Annotated in this window: 11 protein-coding genes; 5 read left to right on the top strand and 6 right to left on the bottom strand. The window is 66.2% G+C overall.

Annotation, left to right across the window (positions count from 1 at the left end; all coding sequences use genetic code 11):
- Window positions 1-311: 311 nt before the first annotated feature.
- Both VML93_RS33880 and VML93_RS33875 read right to left on the bottom strand, forming a co-directional pair.
- Window positions 312-737: a hypothetical protein gene (locus tag VML93_RS33880; protein WP_414686518.1), complete on the bottom strand. Its 426-nt coding sequence runs from the start codon at window positions 735-737 to the stop codon at window positions 312-314.
- A gap of 29 nt (window positions 738-766) precedes the next feature.
- Window positions 767-2,389 (bottom strand): (2,3-dihydroxybenzoyl)adenylate synthase, encoded by a 1,623-nt coding sequence (locus VML93_RS33875; protein WP_325617512.1) that lies wholly within the window; start codon window positions 2,387-2,389, stop codon window positions 767-769.
- A 108-nt stretch (window positions 2,390-2,497) separates the two neighbouring features.
- On the opposite strand from VML93_RS33875, the gene mbtG reads away from it, so the two are divergent.
- Both mbtG and VML93_RS33865 read left to right on the top strand, forming a co-directional pair.
- The gene (gene mbtG, locus VML93_RS33870) at window positions 2,498-3,787 is read left to right on the top strand and encodes an NADPH-dependent L-lysine N(6)-monooxygenase MbtG (protein WP_325617511.1); all 1,290 of its coding nucleotides are present in this window, start codon (window positions 2,498-2,500) and stop codon (window positions 3,785-3,787) included.
- Window positions 3,768-3,983 carry an MbtH family protein gene (locus tag VML93_RS33865; protein ID WP_325617510.1) on the top strand — a complete coding sequence of 72 codons (216 nt, stop codon included), beginning with the start codon at window positions 3,768-3,770 and terminating at the stop codon, window positions 3,981-3,983. The genes mbtG and VML93_RS33865 overlap by 20 nt, the downstream gene beginning before the upstream one ends.
- A 7-nt stretch (window positions 3,984-3,990) precedes the next feature.
- Here VML93_RS33865 and nbtC read toward each other — a convergent pair whose 3' ends face one another.
- The 4 genes from nbtC to VML93_RS33840 all read right to left on the bottom strand — a co-directional run bounded on the left by nbtC (window position 3,991) and on the right by VML93_RS33840 (window position 11,007).
- Window positions 3,991-8,211, bottom strand: coding sequence for a nocobactin polyketide synthase NbtC (nbtC, locus tag VML93_RS33855; RefSeq protein ID WP_414686517.1), 4,221 nt, complete (start codon window positions 8,209-8,211; stop codon window positions 3,991-3,993).
- Window positions 8,212-8,216: 5 nt separating this feature from the next.
- Window positions 8,217-9,512 (bottom strand): polyketide synthase, encoded by a 1,296-nt coding sequence (locus VML93_RS33850; protein ID WP_414686516.1) that lies wholly within the window; start codon window positions 9,510-9,512, stop codon window positions 8,217-8,219.
- On the bottom strand, window positions 9,509-10,267 hold the full coding sequence (locus VML93_RS33845) for a thioesterase II family protein (protein WP_325617509.1): 759 nt from the start codon (window positions 10,265-10,267) through the stop codon (window positions 9,509-9,511). Before VML93_RS33845 ends, VML93_RS33850 begins: the two co-directional genes overlap by 4 nt.
- 104 nt (window positions 10,268-10,371) lie before the next feature.
- Complete coding sequence (locus VML93_RS33840; RefSeq protein ID WP_325617508.1) at window positions 10,372-11,007, bottom strand: GNAT family N-acetyltransferase; 636 nt, start codon at window positions 11,005-11,007, stop codon at window positions 10,372-10,374.
- Window positions 11,008-11,203: 196 nt separating this feature from the next.
- Here VML93_RS33840 and VML93_RS33835 point away from each other — a divergent pair, with 196 nt between their 5' ends.
- From VML93_RS33835 to VML93_RS33825, 3 genes are all read left to right on the top strand, one after another.
- Complete coding sequence (locus VML93_RS33835; RefSeq protein ID WP_325617507.1) at window positions 11,204-12,142, top strand: methionyl-tRNA formyltransferase; 939 nt, start codon at window positions 11,204-11,206, stop codon at window positions 12,140-12,142.
- A 45-nt stretch (window positions 12,143-12,187) separates the two neighbouring features.
- Window positions 12,188-17,230: a non-ribosomal peptide synthetase gene (locus VML93_RS33830; protein ID WP_325617506.1), complete on the top strand. Its 5,043-nt coding sequence runs from the start codon at window positions 12,188-12,190 to the stop codon at window positions 17,228-17,230.
- Between the two features lie 18 nt (window positions 17,231-17,248).
- A partial coding sequence (locus VML93_RS33825) for an amino acid adenylation domain-containing protein (RefSeq protein ID WP_325617505.1) occupies window positions 17,249-21,332 on the top strand: 4,084 nt, incomplete at its 3' end.

Raw genomic sequence — 21,332 nt, 5'->3', positions numbered from 1 at the left:
TTCGCGCCAGGACAGTCCTGCCGACTGGACGAGGGCTCACTCGATCACCTCCTGGAATCCGATTCCAGACCTTAGTGTTCTTGCGCCGTTCCGAACTTTCGGGCGAGGGCAGACAACCCCCGGGCCATATATCAACGAAGTTGACATATGGAACGTGCAAAGACTACCGTCCCTGGACCGGAACGCGAACACCAGGTGTGCGGACGCTATCACCTGATGGTGCTGTCGGCAGCACGGGCAAGCCGATTTTCAACTCCCCGGGAATCACGATTGCAAAACCACGTTGTTTGCTCGACATCGCATATGTCGGTTCACGACATTCTTTGCACACGCCGTTTCAACCTTGCGTGGCGGAGAATCTGAGTCGTGAAGTTCATTGAGGCTAACATGGGGAACACCCCGAGAAATGTCCGCTCGGATGGCGTCGCTCCATGCAAGTGGTAAAGACTGCCGAACACATAAACGCAGCCCAGCGAGAACAAAGCAGCGGGGATGCAGAACGCCATCAAGGAGCCACGAGCACCAATGATTTGCTTCGCATAGTCCAACTCATCCCGCGACATGGGTTCGCGTTTGCGCACTTTACGCACAACCGTTTTGGCGCTGCCTATTTCGTCGCCTATCGCAGTAGGCGGTCGGTCGCCCAGCCGTTTCACGTACACGCCGGCGAAGGCCACGAACACCAACGCCAGCACCAGCGAAAGTACGGTCAGAAAGCCCCATGAAAACGAATCCACTACTCGGCTCCTTCGCTCTGACGTCGAACTTAGCAGTCGGTTATCGAAGACGCGATCGCCCGTTTGTCGACCTTGCCGACCGGGGTGGTCGGCAGCGCCGGCATGGCGACCAGCATGTCGGGCCGGGCGTGCGCCGCCACACCACGCTCGTCCAGGTACGCGTTCAGGTCGGCGAGGGTCAGCTGCTCACCGACGAAAACAACTGCAGCGCAGATCTTTTCTCCCAGATCCGGGTCGGGCAACGGAACCGCGGCCGCTGACCAGATCGCCGAGTGGCTCAGCAACTGCTCTTCGAGGTCCTGTGCGGAGATGGTTTCACCGCACCGGCAGATGACGTCCTTGACCCGGCCGGTCACCACCAGGTTGCCGTCCTCGCGTAATCGGACGAGGTCGCCGCTGCGGTAAAAGCCGTCGGGGTCGAAGCAGCGTGCGTTGTCGTGCCCGGCGCAGAAATAGCCGTTGAACGTGTATGGCCCGCGTGCCAGCAGTTCGCCTTCTGCGCCGGTTGCCACCGGCTCGCCTGCGCCGTCCACGATGCGCAGTTCGTCGGCGTCGCACAGCGGCCGGCCCTGGGTGTGCTCCAGCACTTCCGGCGGATCGTCGAGCCGCGTGTAGTTCAGCAGTCCTTCGGCCATCCCGAAAACCTGCTGCAGACCAGGGGTCAAGGCGGCGCGTACCGCGCGTGCGTCTTGACGCTCCAGCCTGGCGCCGCCTACTTGTAAGAGCCGCAACGTCTTTGGTGTCACCGGCTCCCAATCGCAGGCCTGCGCCCACAGTCTGGCCAGAGCCGGGACCAGCGCGGTCACCGTGACGCCGTGCCGCTTGATCGTGGCGAACGTGGCCTCCGGACTCGGGTCGGTGCTGAAAACGATTGTGGCGCCGACGGTCATCGCGCCGAGAATTCCGGGGCACGCCAGCGGGAAGTTGTGCGCCGCCGGCAGCACCACCAGATACACGTCGTCACACGTCAGCGAGCACAGCTCGGCGCTCGCGGTGGCGTTGTAGACATAGTCGTCGTGCGTGCGGGGGATCAGCTTGGGCGCGCCGGTGGTGCCACCCGACACCAACAGCAACGCGGGATGCGCTGTGTTGGGCGCAATCCGAGGCGTTTCGCCGGCCGGCAGATCCGGCCAGGACAGGAATGGGCCGGGGTCTCCGTCGACGACGACGTGGTGCAGCTGCGGTTGCGCCGCGACCAGCTGCTCGGCCATCGCGCGGTAGTCGAAACCGCCTGCCGTATCCGCGATGAGCAGCCCGACTGCGCCGCTGACCTGCGCGAAGTGATTCAGTTCGGCCAGCCGGTGCCCGGCCAGGCACATCACCGGGACGGCGCCGGCGCGCAGCAGCCCGAACAGCGCGACCGCGAAGCGGCACGAATTGGGCAGCTGCAGCAGCACCCGGTCGCCGGGAGCAATCCCGAGCGCGGCGAACCCGGCGGCCGCTGCGGCGACGAGTTCGTCCAGTTCGGCGTACGTATGGTTACCGAGGTCATCCACCACGGCCACGCGGTCGGGCCATGCCCTGGCGGCGTCTCGCAGCACCGAGTCGAGGCTGCGACCGGCCCAGTAGCCGGCCGCCCGGTAGCCGGCAGCGCGTTCGGGCGGAAACGGAACGAAGCCGTCCAGCAACGGTCGGGGAGGAGTAACAGGCAACGCGGTGGCTCCCTCGGGGCAGGCGTGTCCTGCCTTCGGGACATAGGGTAGCGTACACGAAGTTAGGACAGCCTGAGCTAAGCTAGCCGACGGAGGTGGGGGCTTGTCATGAGCGGCACGCTGGCGATCCTCGGTGCCGGCGCGAAGGCGGTGGCAGTCGCCGCGAAGGCGGCGGTCTTGCGCGAGATGGGCGTCGAGGCGGCCGATGTCGTCGCGGTCGAACGCACTGGCGTGGCTGCCAACTGGCGGGCCGGGGGCGGCTGGACCGACGGCCGGCAGCGGTTGGGTACCAGCCCCGAAAAGGACGTCGGGTTCCCGTACCGGTCGTCGCTGGTTCCCGGCCGCAACGCCGAAGTCGACGAGCAGATGATGCGGTTCAGCTGGCAGTCGTATCTGGTTGCGACGGACCAATTCGTCGGTTGGGTCGACCGGGGTCGGCCGTCGCCGACTCACGACACGTGGGCTTCCTACCTGCGCTGGGCGGCCGAGGTGGCCGGCTTGAAAGTCGTTCGCGGCGAAGTGGTTCAGATCGCGGTCGACGGATCGCACTGGGAGTTGCACACCCACGAGTCGCACCTGTCCGCCGACACCATCATGATCACCGGCCCCGGTCAGGCGGAGCGCTGTATCCGCTCCGGCGACCCGCGGGTGCTGTCGATCGCTCAGTTCTGGGAACGTGCCGCGCGCCACGACCGGATCGTCGCCGAGAATGTCGCGGTGATCGGCGGCGGGGAGACCGCTGCGTCGATGCTCAACGAGCTTTTCCATCATCGGGTTTCATCGATCACCGCGATTTCGCCGCAGGCAACCCTGTTCACCCGTGGCGAGGGCTTCTTCGAGAATTCACTGTTCTCCGATCCCACCGGCTGGCGCAGCCTCACCCAGGCCGAACGGCGCGACTGCATCGCCCGCACCGACCGCGGGGTCTTCTCGGCGCGCGTTCAGGAATCGCTACTGGCCGACGAGCGGATCAAGCATCTACGCGGACGCGTTGCTCGCGTGGTCGATCGGGACAGCACGATCTGGATCACGCTGAGCACGGACCGCTCTGGTGAACCGCTCGAGACCCTGCATCGCTTCGACCTCGTCATCGACGGATCAGGCGCTGACCCGCTGTGGTTCGTGCCGCTGTTGAGCCCGGCCGCCGTGGACGTGCTGGAGCTCGGGCTGGGTGGGCCGCTGACGTCCGAACGTCTGGAGGAGTCCATTGGCCCCGACTTGGCCGTAGCCGGCGTCACCCCGAAACTGGTCCTGCCCAATCTCTCCGGCCTCAACGAGGGACCCGGATTCCCCAACCTGAGCTGCCTGGGGTTGCTGTCCGACCGTGTCCTGGGGGCTGATATCGGCGTCACCGATCGTCCGCAAAAGGGGAGAAGCGGTGAGTACCAATCCGTTTGACGACGACAGCGGCACGTTCTACGTGCTGGTCAACGACGAGGAGCACAGCCTGTGGCCGGCATTCGTCGCGGTGCCGGCCGGCTGGCGCGTGGTCTTCGGTGCGGACACCCGCGCGAATTGCCTTGCCTACGTGGAGGACAACTGGGCCGACATGCGCCCCAGGAGCCTGCGCGAGGCGATGGCACCCGACGGCTAGCGGGTGATCACCGGTTACGCAGTGCGGCGAACAGTCGCTGATCGAGCACCCGCAGCGGGTGATCAGGGTCCGGCAACACCGGCAGCGGACTGAATCCCGACGCGCGGAGCTGATCAAGCCATTCGTCTTCGGTGAGAAAGATCCGGCCTCCGGCCCTGATATCGGACTGGCCCGGATGCGGCTGACCGGGATTGGGCGACATCAGGAACTTCAGCGACGTCAGCAGTTGGTAATTCGCGTTGCAGGTTTCGATGAAGACGATCGCTCCCCCGGGGTTGATCAGCTCGTGCAGTTGCCGCAGGCTCTCACCGATATGCAGTGCGTTGTGCAGCACATTGGCCGCCAGCACGATGTCGTATCGGTCATGCTGCGGCAGATCGGTGTTTAAATCCAGTATCCCGTAACGGATCTGCGGATATGCCGCGAATCTTTCCTGGGCGGCGCGAAGGAAGAACGTCGACACGTCGGTGAAGTGGTAGTCGATGGAGATCCCGGAGAGGCCCGCGATGACGTCGTCCGTCGTGCCGCCGGTGCCTGCGCCCAGCTCGAGAATCCCAACCGGTGACCGGTCGTGCGTCAGTCCCGCGGCAAGGCCCGCAACGACTTCCCGTGCACCGCGATTCAGGTACTGGCCCACCACGTTGTCTCGGTAGCCGGCGACGGCGGTCACCATGTCGCCGTCGGCGAACAGCAATTCCTGAACGCGGACCCGATCTTGCGCGAGTTCTGTCAGACGTTCGTTGCAACTTTGCATGAAGGCCGTCAGCGAACGCGGATAGCCGAGGTCGGCGCCCAACGCGAACAAGTCCGGGCAGCCCGGTTCCGGCACCGGCTGCACCAACCGGTAGCCGCCGTCGGAGTCGAGGTCGAGATGTCCACGCGCCGTGAGCACTCCGAGCCATCTGCGCAGCAGCCACCGGTGTCGGGGAGCAAACTCAAGCTGTGTCGCGATGTTCTCGGCTGTGTGGGTGGCGCCTGGAACATCGCTGCTCAACGCGGGATCGAGTGCGTTCATCATGGCCCGCATCCCGACGAGGTCTAAATCGGCACGCGCGGAGCGCAATCGGTCCACATCCAGGGTGGTCGGGACGACGTCTTGGGCCACCCGTCGTGCGCGCTGAAACACCTCGGACGGCTCTACCGGCGCAGCCTGGGTGTCCAGCTGCGCCAGGACGTCGGCGACAGATGCGCCGCCGAGGATGTCCGCGACGTTGAGCTCGTGGTTGAACTCGACCTGGACCCGGCGGCGAAACTCGAGCGCCTGCAACGAGTCCAGGCCGATCGCGACCATGGGCACGCTGGTGTCGATCGCGTCCGGGTCCGCGACGCCGATCGCCTCGGCGAGCAGCTTGATGAAGCGTTGCGAGACATTCGATTCCCGAGCCGCGACCTGTTTCTCGACGGCGGGCGAGGTCAGCTGTGAGGCCAGCGGTCCGTAACCGAAGGTGGTCAGGGCTGACCGCGCACGGTCCAGGTCGAACGCCGCAACGATAATATTGCCGATATTGCCGATATTGCCGATATTGCCGATATTGCCGCGCCGGCGGCTCATTCCCAGTGCCATGGCATCTGCCGGAGACATCGGAACCACGCCGGTCCCGGCCAGCTTGGCCCGGCCGGCAGCTCCGAGGTCGAGATGCACCGTCCACTGACCCCACTGCACAGAAACGCAGTCCAGGCCGTCGGCGCGGAGCCGGTGCGCCATGGCGTCGAGCATCCGATTGGCCGCCGCGTAGATGGCTTGGCCGCGTCCACCGATTGTCGCTGCGGTCGACGAGCACAGCACCACCCGACAGTCGGCGGTCCGGGGAAACTCGTCGAGCACCCGCGCGATGCCGATGACCTTGGCGCGCAGCGCCTGTTCGGCCTTCGCCGTGGTGATGTCGCGCAACTCGATGTCCGAATAGTCGACGGCGGCATGGATTATCAGATCGGCGGGCGCATCCCGGTGTTGCTCGGACAGCCGCGACACGGCTGCCGGATCGGCGACGTCGCATCGGGCCACAACGATTTGCGTCGCTGTGGACGAACGGATTCGGCGCAGCCGGTCAGCGTTGGCGGGCGTCTCGCCCGATCTGCTTACCAGCGTGATTCGCTGCGCGCCACGCCGAGCGAGATGATCGCAGAACTCGAGGCCCAGGTTTCCGGTTCCACCGGTGATCAGCACATGCTGACAGGGCTTTTCAGCAGAGTAGGCGGGGGCGTCGTCCTCGACCAGTCGCTTGGCGTAGAGGCCGCCGTCGCGGAACGCCAACTCGGATTCCTCACCCGTGTGCAGCGCCGTGAGGATCGCGGTAGCCGATTCCGGCGTCGCCGATGCAGCCGGGAGATCGAGATGGCGGAACGCGACTCCGAGATATTCGGTGGCGATGCTGCGGAAGCCCGAACTTGCCGCAGCGTGCAACGGATTTGGCGGCGCATCGTCGGGAACCACCGCCTCGCCGCCCACCGTCACCAGCCAGCATTCGGTGATCGTGTCACCGATGTCCGGCCACCAGGTGCGGTTGCCGAAGAATTCGGCCACCTCGGTTGCGGCGGCGGGGTCGTCGAGTCCCGGTGACGGCGGCATCAAGATGACCAACGTGTTGAGATCGCCGCTGCTGGTGCCGGTTGCGTCGATTGGGTGAGCCGTGGCGCCGATCTCTTTGGCGGCGCGGCTGAGCGCGCCGGCTACGTCCGAGCAGGCGCCGGTGTGGTCGACGATTCCGATGACACGCGGCGCCACCAGCGAGCGCTGGGACAGCCGGATCCACTCTTCGACCAAGAGCCGTGCGGGTGCGGTGGCGGTGACCGGTTCCGGAGCCGGTTCGGCTGCTGGGGCAACCGCTTTGACGTCATCGGGCTGGGTGTAGCGCATCCACAGCCGGGTCTCGTTCATCCGGGTGTTGGGGAAATCGAGCAACGGCAGCGAGACGGGGCCGTCAGACTCCGCGCGCAGGCACTCCCACGGGTAATTCAGATCATGCACTGCCAACTGGGCGAGATTGCGGGTGAACTCGCTCAGGTCGGTGGCCGTTCGCTCCGACGTGCCGACCACCCTGGGCGTGCGCTCGCCGCTGACGGCGGCCAGATTGTCTTGAATCGCCAACTGCAGCGTGGGATGTGCGGCGAGTTCGACGAACGTGTCGATGTCGCGCTGCGCGGCGGCAGCGATCGCCTTGTCGAATCGAACGGTGTTGCGCAGATTCCAGAACCAATACTGGTCAACCGGCAGGTCCTGGGTGATGGGCGCGCCGAGAGTGGACCCGAGGCAGTCGATTTCGGTGTCGAGGAATTTCGGGTTCTGCAGTTCGCGTTGCGTGGCCGCGCGTACCGTTTCGCCGAGCTCGTTGATCAAGCTGGTGTGGGCGGGGTACTGGACCCGGATGAGTCGCGCGAAGGTGCCGCGTTCGGTGAGCGTATCCACGACGCTCTGCACGGTCTCTCGATCACCCGAGATTCCCACCATGTTCGGCGAATTGACCACCGACAGCTGCGCCCAACCCGGGCAACGGGCGAGCAGGTCCTCGCAGGTGTCGCGGTCGGTAGCGATGACGGCCATGGCGTAGTCACCGGAGGCGAACTCGTCGGCCGCGTGTGCGCGTATGCCGATGACTCGGACGGCATCAGCCAAGGTGATAATGCCGGATATGTAGGCCGCGGCGATTTCTCCCTGGCTGTGCCCGATGGTGATGTTGGGCGCGACGCCGACCGCTCGCCACATCGCGGCCAGCGCGGCCATTTGGGTGAACAACGCGGGTTGCACGGTGCGTGCGCTGTCTTCGGCCGGAAGATCCTCATCCAGAAGGTAATTCAGCGGTGACTCGCCGAACTGGGCCTGGAACGTCTCGGCGCACCGATCCGCCTCGGTCCGGAACGCGGGGACCAACTCGTAGAACGGCCGCCCCATCCCCGGGCGCTGGCCGCCCTGCCCGGGGAAGACATAGGCCACCCGACGGGCCGTGGCGGGTGTGTCGGTGCGCACCACGCACGGATGTTCGCGGCCATCGATGACCGCCTGCAGGGCCCCGACCATCTCGTCGCGGTCGGCCACCATGGCCAGGGCCCGGTAACGGCGGGCGAGCCTGGTCCGAAACAGCATTCCGGCGATCGCCTGCGGCGCCACCTCGGGATGCGCGGCCGCATAGGCAAGCAGGGCCGAGGCTTCGTCGCGCAGCAGATCGGCACTATCCGACGACAGCAGGACGGGGACGGTGCCGTTGGGGAGCCGGTAGCCGGGTGGTGTCACGTCTCTCACGCTCCGGAACCCGCGGGCATGGCGATGATCGCGTGCGCATTGGCGCCGCCCGCGCCGAATGACGATGCGGCTCCGTAGCGCATGCCGTCCTTCGGTTCCCACGGGTGCAGCTTGGTGGCCAGTCGCAGGCCCGTCAGATCCCAGTCCACCGTCTTGGTCGGGTTGTCCGCGAACAGAGTTGGCGGAATGTGACCGTACTGACCCGCCAGCAGCAGCTTTGTCAGCCCGAGCATCCCAGACGCCGCCTGGGCGTGGCCGACGTTCGACTTGATCGAGCCCAGCAGTGCCTCGGATCCCGCTGCGCCGTAGGTCTTGAACAGGGCGAACAATTCCTGTGGGTCCCCGGCAGGCGTTGCGGTGCCGTGCCCTTCGATCATTCCGACGTCGGCCGGATCGATTCCCGACGCGTCGATCGTTTTATGCATAAGCTGCTCCTGCGCGCGCATCCGGGGAACCAGGATCGGCTTTCCTTTGCCGTTGTGATTGGTGCGGATGGCCAAGATGCGGCCGTAGATGCGGTGTCCCAACTGCCGCGCTCGCGATTCACGTTCGACGACAACCATTCCCGCGCCCTCACCCCACACGGTGCCAGTTGCGTCGGCGGAGTAGGCGCGGCAATGCCCGTCTGCGGATATGGCATTGAGTCGGGAGAACTCGTAGAACGCCGTCGGCTCTCCCAGAACACATACGGCACCGGCCAGCGCCCACTCGCATTCGTCCAGTTGAATCGCGTTGGCGGCCAATTGCACTGCGGTCAACGACGATGCGCACGCCGAATCGATGGATATCGACGGCCCGACCAGTCCGAGGCAGTGTGAGATCCGGCCGGCACCCCCCAGTTGTCCCAAACCGACGGTCCGGAATCCCGTGTAATCGTCGGCCACCGATGTGCGTGTTCCGTATTCGGTCATCGACATCCCGACGAAACAGCCGCCCTCCGAACCCTCGAGCGCGCCGGGATTGATTCCCGCGTTCTCCAGCGCCTTCCACGCCACCCGCATCGCGACTCGCTGCTGCGGATGCATCGCCATCGCCTCGTGATCGGTGAGGCCGAAGAATGGCGGGTCGAATGTCGCTGCGCCGTCCAGGAATCCGCCGGAATCGCAGACTTGACGCCAACCCTCTGCTACCCGGGATGCCGATAGCAGGTGGTCGACGGTCCAGCCCCTGTCCCGTGGGAAGGGGCGGAGCAGCTCCCTCGATTCGGCGAGTGCCGACCACAGGGCGCTCGGGGTGTCGATCCCGGCGGGTGCCTCGACCGCCATCCCGGAGATGACGATGGCGTCGCTCACGCCGTCTGCTCGCAGTGCGCGCTCGACGCCAACAACTCTGCGACAGCGTCGATGTGTGAGGTCAGATAAAAGTGGCCGCCGTCGAACACCGTGACTTTGACCGTGTCGGTGTGTTTGCCCCACCCGTACAGATCGCCCAGCGTGACATAGGGGTCCTGATCACCGCCCATCGCGAGTATCGGGGAGGCGACCTTGACGTCGTCAGCGCAGGAGTACGCATCAAAAGCCTGGTAATCGGCTTTGATGACAGGCAGAGCCAATCTCATGACCGCGCTGTTGGCCATGACATCCGTGTCGGTACCCTCGAGCGCCGCCAGATGGGCGAGGATTTCGTCGTCATCCTTGGGATGTGGTGGTTTGCCCGCCGCATTGCTCGGCGCAACCGCCGCCGAGACGTTGAGCTGCCGCACGTCGATTCCCCGCACTTCCGCGAGCCGGACGAACTCGAAGGCGACCAGCGCCCCCATGCTGTGGCCGAATGTGATGATCGGCAGACCACGGTGGTGATCCGATGCGCAGAATTCGCTGAATGCCCCCTCGGCCATCTCGGCAACCGACACCAGGGAGGCCTCGGCTACCCGGTCCTGGCGTCCCGGGTACTGGAAAACAATCACGTCGAATTTGCTGCTGAGCACTTTCGAGAACTCGCGGTAGGCCGATGCGCCTGCTCCGGCATGCGGAAAAACCAGCAGCGGAAGACTGTCGGGCGACGCCGGTGCGTGGAACTGTCTGATCCACCCCAGTGTGCGCGGCATGCGCTACTACCTCTCGTGCCCGTTCGTGCCCGTCGGTCCGCCTGGTTGCCGCGACAGCCGTCAGCAGCCTCGCAACTTAGCGAAGGCTAACATAAACTTTTGGGCTAGTAATTTCGGTGCCGGCCCGTTGACCTCTGCGTTCGGAGCGGCACGGGGGTGGTCCCGCCATAGTTCGGCCGGTGGTGGGTGCGGTCCCGGACCATCAGGGCGGCCCGTTTGTCCGGCAGGTCGATAACCCTGGTGCGCCGGAACCCGGCACGCTCGAACGCTCGGATGGATCGCTTGTTGTCGATGTCGGGTTCGGCGACCACCCGGGTCACCCGTGGATCCCGATTCAGCTGCCAGGACGAGACCGCGCGCAACAGGTCAACTGCCAGTCCGCGTCCGCGATATTCGGGGTTACCCAGCAGCAGGTGCAGGCCGGCGTCGTGCTCGCGCGCGGCATAGCGCTGCGCGATCGGCTCGAGATCGGCGCGGTAGAGCTCCCAGTAGCTCATCGGGACGCCGTTCAGCTCGCCCAGGTAGGGGGTGGAGTTCGGGTTGCGGTCCTGCCGACGCAGATAGGACGCGATCGCGTGCCGAGCCCACGGCATCTTCCAGAAGAGGGCCACATCCGGGTCGTTCATCCAGGCATGCACGAGGTCCAGATCCCGGTCCGGGTCGACTCGACGCAGCGAGAACTTCCCCGACAACGCCTCACGGTCCAAGGCGCCACGGCGCCGTAAGCCCAGCGTGCTCATCCCGTACCCCCCGCGCCGGATGGGCCGCGCCGAAAGAATGCTCCTCACCGAAGCCGCTGGACCCGAACGGGTCGGCACGGATTCGAACGGGTGCCTCCCCGCACCTCGTCGCCGCGACAGCCGCAAGAGCTATGCAACTTAGCGAAGGCTAACATAATCTGCTGAACTTGTAATCCGGAGCGAAAGGGGTGCATGCATGCGGGTCGTGTCGTTCGGTTTCCAGACCTGGGGGGTCAGAACCCTGCAGGCGCTGATCGATCTGGATCACGACGTCATGCTCGCGGTCACCCATCCGGCCAGCGAACACTCCTACAAGGCGATTTTTTCGCAGTCGGTGGAGGAGCTCGCCCGCGACTGCGGCATCCCGGTGCACCTCACCGATCGGGTGGACGCCGAGACCATCGACCTGGTCAAGCGCGCCGAACCCGACGTCATCGTCGTCAATAGCTGGTACACCTGGATGCCGCCGGAGCTGTACAACCTGCCGCCGCACGGCACGCTGAACCTGCACGATTCGCTGCTGCCCAAATTCACCGGGTTTTCCCCTGTCCTGTGGGCGTTGATCAGCGGTGAGTCGGAGTTCGGGCTGACGGTGCACCGGATGGACGACGGCCTGGACACCGGGGACATTCTGATCCAGCGTTCACTGCCCATCGGAGACACCGATACCGGCACCGGGCTGGTCATGCGGGCCATGGACCTGATTCCGGATGCGCTGCGGGATGCGTTGAGCGCGTTGGAATCCGGGACCGCGGTCTGGCGGCCGCAGCACAAGGCCGAGCGGACGTACTTCCACAAGCGTTCGCAGCGCGACAGTTTGATCGATTGGAACTGGCCCGCCGCGGATCTCGAGCGGTTCGTGCGCGCCTTGTCCGATCCCTACCCCCGCGCGTTCACTTTTTACCGGGGTGAGCGCATCGAGGTGCTTGCGGCACACGTCTCCGAGGCCGGTTACGGGGGCACGCCCGGCCGGGTGATCGTGCAGGAGGGCGGCGGCGCCGTGGTGTGTGGGCCCAACGCATATCGCGGCGGCAACCGTGGGCTGGTGATCACCCGCGTTCGCTCCTCGGACGGAGTCGAGCGTCGCGGGGACGAGTTCTTCGTCGGCGGTGGCTATCTGAACAATCCGACTTAAAATCCCAGTCCCGGCGGACCCGTAATGGCAGGAGTGAGACGAGCGATGGCAGACGATGCCAGGACCTTGCAGGAACGTCGTCGCGAGTTGCTGCGCAGGCGCATCGCCGAAAGCGGTTTAGCGGCCCCCGGATCCGTCGAGGCACCGCGGGTCCGTGCCGGTGAGCGCTACGCTCTGTCGACCGGTCAGCGTCGGATGTGGTTTCTGCAGACGATGGACCCCACCGACTCCACACTGAACATCTGCGTTGCCTATCGGCTGGCCGGGGCGCTCGACGAGGCTCGGCTGCGCGTAGCCTTCAGCGATGTCGTTGCGCGCCACGCGATTTTGCGTACCACCTACGGGGTGGACTCCGAAGGTGAGCCATACCAGGTATTTTCCGATGACGTCGAGATCAATTGGCAAGTGGACGATTTGACCGGCCTGCCGGAAGGCGATCGGAACCAGCGGATCGAGGTTTTGGCGCGGGACGAGTTCGGCCGACCATTCGATCTCATGGACGAGTTGCCGCTGCGGATAAGCCTGATCCGTTGCAGTGCAGATGAATTCGTACTGCTGCTGGTCGTGCACCACATCTGTTGGGACGACGACTCGTGGGCTGTGTTCGCTCAAGACCTGAGTGCGGCTTACCACCGCGGGCAACTGGGCGGCCCAGGCGGGCAAGCGCCACAGTATGTCGCGGTCGAGGTGCTCGAGGGCGCCACGGAACCCACCATCGCCGATGTCGGCTACTGGGCCGACAATCTGCGCCCGTCGCCCGAACCGCTGGAGCTTCCCGGTGTGGCCGCCGCACATCCGTCCCGGCAGGCGGAACGTCGCACCCGGGTGCTGGCCGCCGAGTTGTTCGGCCGGGTCGAGGACTTCGCCCGCAGGCACTCGGCCTCGCCGTTCATGGTGTTGCTGGCGGCTTTTGGGGTGCTGGTGCGCCGCTATACCGGCGCGTCGGATTTCCTGATCTCGGTGCCGGTCACCGAGCGCAGGGCCGCGGCCGAGGCTGCCATCGGGTATTTCGGCAATACGCTGCTGCTGCGCATCGCCGCACGTTCATCGGACACGTTCACCTCGTTCGTCGGCGCGGTACGTGAGACATGCCTGAACGGCTTCGCGCACCAGTCGGTCGGCATCGATCGGGTGGTGCGCGAGGCCAACCCGGAGCGGATGGGACACGACGGCATGGATCAGCTTGTCCGACTGGGCTTCTCCATGCGCAAGAACGCCGGTGGATTCGCGCTGGACGGCGTCGCTGTGCGCCAACTCGAACTGGGCGCGGTAACCGCGCACCTTCCGCTTGCCCTTGCGGTCGTGTTGGACCCGCAAGGTGTGCTCATCGAGTTCGAGTATCAGACCGATGTGCTGGGCGGTGGGCTCGTCGAGCAGATGCTGGCTCATTATCTGCAGCTGTTGGACAACGCGCTCACGCAGCCCGACCGCCGCCTGACCAGTCTGGACATGCTGGGCGCCGGCGAACGCGATGTCGTTCTGGCGCAGTCGCATGGCGAACTCGTCGACCAGCCTGCCACCACCATCGTCGCGATGCTCGAAGCCGCGGCATCAGGCACGCCGGACGCCGTCGCGCTGGTGTCCGACGACGCCGAGCTGACCTACGCCGATTTGCATCGGCGCGCGAATCGCTTGGCGCGCTGGTTCATTGGGCAGGGTATCGGTGCCGACAACATCGTCGGCCTGCGCATGACCACGTCGATGGAGTTCGTCGTGGCGATGCTGGCCGTCCTGAAGGCCGGTGCGGCCTATCTGCCGATCGATCCGGCCTACCCCGACGACCGGATCGAATACCTCGTCACGGACGCACGCCCGGGCGTGGTGATCGGGCCGGACGAATTCGACGCCGCGCTCCGTGCCGCCGCGGAGTTGCCGGACGGCCCGGTCACCGACGCCGACCGGGCTCGCCCGTTGCGCGCCGAGAACCTGGCCTACGTCATCTACACGTCCGGCTCCACCGGCCAGCCCAAGGGTGTGGCCGTCTCGCACCGCGCGATCGCCGAGCACGTAGCGGGCTTCATCGCCGAGTGGAGCATGACCGCCGAAGACCGCCTGCTGCAGTCGTCGTCGGTGAGCTTCGATGCCTCGCTGTTGGACATCTTCGTCACGTTGTCGCTGGGCGCGCAGCTGATAGTGCCTCGGCCGGATGCGTTCGGCGACATCGGCTATGTCGCCGACCTGATCAGCCGGCACCGCGTCACCGTGCTGCACATGGTGCCCTCCATGCTGAGCACGCTGCTGCTGATGCCGCAGGTCAGCCAATGGCGGCAGCTGCGGCACGTGCCGGTGGGCGGGGAAGCGCTTCCGGGTGAGGTGGCCGAGAAATTCGCCGGCTACTTCGACGCGCAGTTACGCAATCACTACGGCCCGACCGAGGCAGTGGTCTGTTCGACGCACATGCAGGTCGAGGGGTCACACGGCGCGCGGGTGGTGCCTATCGGGGTGCCCAACCGCAACGTGTACGCCTATGTACTCGACGAGGAGTTGCAACCCGTGCCCGCGGAGGTGATCGGCGAGCTGTATCTCGGTGGCGTCCAGTTGGCGCGCGGATACCTGGCGCGTCCCGGGCTGACCGCGCAGCGATTCGTGGCCGACCCGTTCAACCCCGGCATGCGCTTGTACCGATCGGGAGATCTGGTTCGCCGCAACATCTCTGGGGAACTGGAATTCGTCGGGCGAGCCGACGAGCAGGTCAAGGTTCGCGGCTTCCGCATCGAGCTCGGCGAGGTCGAGTCCGTGATCGCGACGCACCCGGCGGTGCGACACTGCCTCGTCGTCACCGAAGACACCGAGGCCGGCCCCATGCTCGCCGCGTACCTGGTGCCTGTTGTTAGTGAAGATGCCGGCCTCTCCGGCACTTTCGGGGATCTGGATCTCGACGAGATCCGCGCACATACCGCGTCGGTGCTGCCGGAATACATGGTGCCCAACGCATTCGCGTTGATTCCCGAGATCCCGCTCACGGTCAGCGGCAAACTGGACAAGCGCGCGCTGCCCGCCCCGACCCCGGTTGCGGTTCGCCGCTTCCGCGAGCCGGCGACGCCGACCGAGCGCCGCATGTGCGCCATCTTCGCCCGACTGTTCGGCTGGGAGCGAATCGGCGCGGAGGACTCGTTCTTTGGGCTGGGTGGCCACTCACTGCTGGCCGCGCGGCTGGTGGCGCAGATCCGTGCGGATTTCGGAGTGGAGCTGACCGTCCGCGCCGTCTTCGACAGCCCGACTCCGGCCGGGTTGGCGGCCCGGCTGGTACAGCAGTTCCGTGCTGAATTCGACCTCGACCTCGACGCGATGGACGAGCTGGGCGAATTCAGTGACGCGGATACCCAGTCGGGTCGCCCCCAATTCACCGGTGTGGTTCGCCCGGAACGGCTGCCGTTGTCCTACTCGCAGCTCGCGATGTGGTTCCAGTACCGGATGGAAGGCGCGCGCGACGGCTTCAACCTGCCATTCGCGCTTCGCTTCGCGGGCCCACTGGACACCGTCGCACTGACCGGAGCGCTCAACGACGTGGTAGCCCGTCATGAAGCGTTGCGCACGAATTTCGCTGAGCACGAGGGTGTTCCGTACCAGTTCGTGCATCCGGCGCTGTGGGTGGAACTGCCCATCCTCAAGGTCGCCGCGGAGCACTTCGACGACACGGTCCGCGACCTGCGCCGGCAGGTGTTCACCCCCGAAGCCGGGCCGCTGATCAAGGCCACCCTGCTGGACCTGGGCGCCGATACCCGTGTGCTGCTGCTACTGGTTCACCACATCGTCACCGATCACGCCTCACTGCAAATCGTCTTCGACGACCTCGTCAGCGCCTACCGCGCCCAGGTGGACGGGACGGCGCCGCAGTGGGCCACCCTGCCCATCCAGTTCGCGGATTACGCACTGTGGCAACGAAATGCGCTCGACACCGAATGGGGACGGGCGGAACTGGCCTATTGGCGCGATGCATTGGTCGGATTGCCCGACGAGATCTCGGCAGTCCCGGACCACACCCGCCCGACGGTGCTCGGGAAGCAAGGCGAGGTCGTGACTTTCACCGTCTCCGCGGCCCGCCGCGGCGCGCTGACCCAACTCGCCGAGCAGAACGGTGCTACCGAGTTCATGGTTTACCAGGCTGTCCTCGCGGTGCTGCTGCACAAGCTCGGCGGGGGCGCGGACATTCCGATCGGCAGCCCGGTCGCGTCCCGGATCGAATCGACCACCCAGAATCTGGTCGGTCTGTTCGCCAATGTGGTGGTGCTGCGCAACGACATAACCGGCGATCCAAGTCCGCGCACCATGATCGCGCGCAGCCGCGACGCGGTACTCGATGCGTTCGCACACCAGGAGCTGCCCATCGAACGCTTGGTCGAGGCGCTCAACCCGCCGCGCTCACGGTCGCGCAACCCGCTGTTCCAGAACATGCTGCACTTCCGCGGCGAGGACTGGGCGCCGATACCCCGAGACCTCACCGAGTCCGGGGAAACCACCGTCGTTCCACTACCGATGGACTTCGAGGTCTCGCTGCTGGATCTGGACCTCGGTATGACGGTGACGCCCGACGGAGAACTTGACGTGCGGATCGTCGCCAATGCCGATCTCTACGAACGCGAGACCGTGGCTCTCCTCGCCGACGCGCTCAACCGCACGCTCGACGCGTTCGTGACGACGCCCGACGTCAGGGTTTCCGCGCTGGAGTTGCTGCCTGCGGCGGACCTGGAGAAGCTGCTCGCTCCGCCGACCCCGAGAGCCGCGCCGCCGCCGCGCCTCGCTGCCGGGTCCGCCCAAACCGAACGGGCCCTGATCACCTTATTGGAGGGGTTGCTCGACATCACCGGCGTAGATCCCGAGGACAACTTCTTCGCCCTCGGCGGCGACAGCATCATCTCCATCAAATGGTCGGCCCAGGCCAACGCGCAGGGGCTGGCCATGACCCCGCCCATGGTGTTCGAGCACCTGACCATCGCCGCGCTGGCCGCCGCCGTCGACGCCGCCGCGGATCAGCCTGCGGCCGACGCGGATTCGGCCCCGGCGCGGGAATACACGCCGATGAGTGCGTCCGGTCTGAGCGCCGACGCGCTGGCCGATCTGACCGCGTCCTGGCACGAGCAATCCTGAGGTTGCAGTGAGGAATTCGTGACCGAGGCCCCAGCGCAGATCGAGGACGTCCTCGCCCTCAGCCCGTTGCAGGAGGGGCTGTTCGCGTTGTACCGGCTTGCCGAGGACAGCATCGACCTGTACAGCATGCAGTTCGTCGTCGACGTCGACGGACCTGTCGACGTCGAGTTGCTCCGGCGCAGCGCTCAGGCGATGCTGGACCGGCACCCCAACCTGCGCGCCGCGTTCTGGGACCGCGATGTGCCGAAGCCGGTGCAGATAGTGCCTGCCCACGCCGAGCTGCCGTGGTCCGAACGCATAGCGGCACCAAACGAATTCGACGCCATCGCTCGATCGGAGCGGCGCCGCCCGTTCGACTTGAGCCGCGGCCCCGCGTTGCGGGTCGTGCTGCTCGCGGTGCCGGGCGAGACCCGGCGCCGGCTGATCTTCACCGCGCACCACATTCTGGTGGACGGCTGGGCACTTGCGGTGTTCTTCACCGAGATGCTCGCCGTGTACCGGGCGGGGGGATCAGCCGACGGACTGCCGGCCCCACGCCCGTACCGCGACTACATCGTCTGGCTCGCCGGGCAGGACCGGGGTGCGGCGATCGCCAATTGGACGGAGTATCTGGGGCGTGTGTCCGGACCGCTGATGGTGGCCGACGGCACGCCGGCTGCGGGTAACACGGTGCCGGAGAAGACGGAACTGCTGTTGTCCGCGACCGACACGACACGGCTGCGACAGTGGGCGGGCCGCAACGGCCTCACGCTCAATACCGCAGTGCTTTTCGCGTGGGCCGTCGTGCTGGGCAGGCTCACCGACCGGCGCGATGTCGTGTTCGGCACCATCGTCTCCGGCCGTCCCGAAGGCTTGCCCGGGGTGGACACCATGGTCGGCCTATTCATCAACGCCGTCCCGGTCGTGCACCAGCTGAGCAGCACCGCCTCGGTGGTCGAACAATGCGCACGGCTGCAACGCGAGTCGTCGGCCATGCGTGACATCGGTTATCTCAGCCTGTCGGAACTTCAGCGTGAACACGGCCGCGGAAGCCTGTTCGACTCGCTGTTCGTATTCGAGAACGCACCGATCGAAGACGCGATCCGCCCGGTCAGCACACCCGACGGTGCGCGCTTTCATCCGGTGGAGATGGAGAGCCTGACGCACTATCCGCTGACGCTGGTCTCGCACCTGAGGGACGATGCGCTGGTCGTGCTGGTCGAGGCGATTCGCGAAGCGCTGCCGCATCTTCCGCCGTCGGCGATGGGCGAGCGATTGCTCGCGGTGCTGCGCCAACTCCCCGATATCGGCTCCGGCACGCCGGATGCGCTGGATGTGCTTACATCGGCAGAGCGTGCCGAATTCCGCGATGTCACGGCGGGGCCGGCTCTTGGCGGCACTTCAGTGGCTTCGGTGTGGGAGATGTTCGAGCGGCAGGTTCAAGCCACCCCCGGCGCCGAGGCGCTGAGTGCCGGGGGCGGTGAACGCTACAGCTATGCCGAATTGCACGCTGAGGCAACGCGGTTGGCAGCGGAGCTGGCCGCCTGCGGCATCGGCCCCGAAGCGGTTGTCGCGCTGGCGCTGCCACGGTCGGCCCGATCTATCATCGCCATCCTGGCCGTACTCGCCGCCGGGGGCGGCTACCTTCCCGTCGATGTCACGCTCCCGCGCGCCCGCATCGAATCCGCTTTCCGCCAGGCAAATCCGGCACTCGCCGTCGCCGGAGCCGGCTATGCGGACCTGGTCTGCGCCGGGACTCCGACGTTGGTCCTCGACGATCCGGCAGTGGCCGAGCGCATTTCGCGGCGTCCGGCCGTCGCACCCGCGGTGCACCGCCACCCCGAGCACTGCGCGTACGTCATCTTCACCTCCGGCTCTACCGGTGAACCCAAGGGTGTCATCGGAACAAATGCCGCGCTGCTCGGCTATTTCGCCGACCACCGCGAGCGGGTCTACCGGGCGGCCTCGGCGCGCCTGGGACGCCCGCTGCGTATCGCACACGCCTGGTCGCTGAGCTTTGACGCGTCGTGGCAGCCCATGGTCGGCCTGCTCGACGGTCACGCCGTTCACCTGTTCGGCGCCGAGGAGATGCGGGACGCGGATCAGCTGGTGAAAGGCATTGCCACCCAAAGGATCGACATGATCGACACCACCCCGTCGATGCTGGTGCAACTCGCTGCCGCCGGACTGCTCGATCGGCTGCTGCCGGTGCTGGCTCTGGGCGGCGAAGCGATCGATACCGCGCTGTGGGGCCGCCTGCGCGCCCTGCCGGAAACCTCCGTCTACAACTGCTATGGGCCCACCGAAATGACGGTCGAGGCGGTGGTGGCACCGGTCGACAGGTATCAGGCGCCGACGATCGGCACCCCGAACGCGGGAACCTTCGGCTATATCCTGGATTCCGCGCTGCGGATGGTGCCCAACGGCGTGGTGGGGGAACTCTATCTGTCCGGCGCGCAGCTCACTCGCGGCTATGTCGGCAGGCCCGCGATGACCGCGGCCCGCTTCGTGGCCGACCCGCTGCGCCCGGGCCAGCGCATGTACCGCACCGGTGACTTGGTGCGCCGCCTCCCGCACGGCGGGTACGCCTACCTGGGACGTAGCGACACCCAGGTCAAGATTCGTGGCTACCGTGTCGAGATCGGCGAGATCGAGGCCGCCCTTCGTGGCCAGCCCGCCGTGCACGATGCTGCGGTCTGCGTCCGGCATCGCCAGGGCGACGCCAGCCTGGTGGGTTTCGTTGTATGGCAACAGGATATGCAAGGCGATCCGATCGGGCTGCGTACCGCGCTGTCAGAGCGACTGCCCTCGTACATGGTTCCCGCGCGGATCGTGGCGCTGGCTCAACTGCCGGTGAACGCCAACGGGAAGCTTGACGGCCATGCCCTGGACCTGTCGGCCGACCAGGCGCTCTCGCGGGTGACCGGTAACGGGGCGGCGTCGGCGTCCACCGACACCGAACGTGCGTTGTGCGAGGTATTTTCAGAGCAGTTCAACGGCGTGGTGCCGCACATCGACGACGACTTCTTCTCGCTCGGATTAGACAGCATCGTGGCGATCTCACTGGTCCACAAGGCGCGTCGGCATGGCCTGTCGCTGAGTCCGCGGATAGTGTTCACCGCACCGACAATTCGCCAACTGGCGGCCGCAACCGATGCCGCGGCCGGCTCGGGTATGGCCGTCGAAACCGCCGAATACGGTGAGGTATTACCGCTGCCGATGGTGTCCTGGCTCTACGAGTACGGGAACTTCCGCCGCTTCACCCACACCGTCCTGCTGCAGCTGCCCGGAGAAGCCGACCGTCCGTCGATCGAGTCGATGCTGCAGCTGCTGCTCGACGGACACGACACCCTGCGATCGATTCTGACCGACACGCCCGCGGGGCCACGGCTGGTCACCCGCCAACCCGGCGTGGTCGTTGCGGGTGATCTGCTCAGCGAGGTGGCGCTACCGAACTCGACCGACACGGAATTGACCGCGGCCATAGCGCAATCCGCACGCAGCGTGACCGAGGAGATTGATCCTCGCGCGGGCGCGATGATGCGAGCGGTGTGGTTCTCCGGCGCCCAGCGGCCTTCGGTGCTGCTGATCACCGCGCACCACTTGGCGGTGGATGTGGTTTCGTGGCACATCATGCTCGGCGACATCGCCGAGGCCTGGCGTTCGACGAAATCGGGTGCGGCTCCAAAGATATTGCCCGAGTTCACTTCTTATCGGCGGTGGTCGGAGCTGATGTGGGAACGGGCCGCCACGCCGCAGGTGCACGCGCAGCGCGACTACTGGATCGCGCAGGTCCGCGACCCCGATCCCGCATTGGGTGAGCGCCACCCGGACCCGACGCGCGATTGCTGGTCAACGTTGCGTGTCACCTCGGTGGCCGCGTCGGTAGCAGACACCGAACGAGTGCTGGCCGCGCTCGGCAGAGACCGGGGGATGCGCGAATTCCTGTTGGCCGCAACCACGATCGCGGTTGCCAGTTGGCGCCGCGAACGCGCGCAGGATCCTGCTTCCGGCACGCTTGTCGCCCTGGAGGGCCACGGGCGCGCCGACTCCCTGCTGGACACCGACACCACCAACACCGTCGGTTGGTTCACCACGGCGTTCCCGATACGGCTAGGCGCCG

Source organism: Mycobacterium sp., assembly GCF_035499775.1.
Lineage (GTDB): Bacteria > Actinomycetota > Actinomycetes > Mycobacteriales > Mycobacteriaceae > Mycobacterium.
The sequence above is the reverse complement of the archived record's forward strand: the minus strand, read 5'-3'. Positions and strand labels throughout refer to the sequence as shown.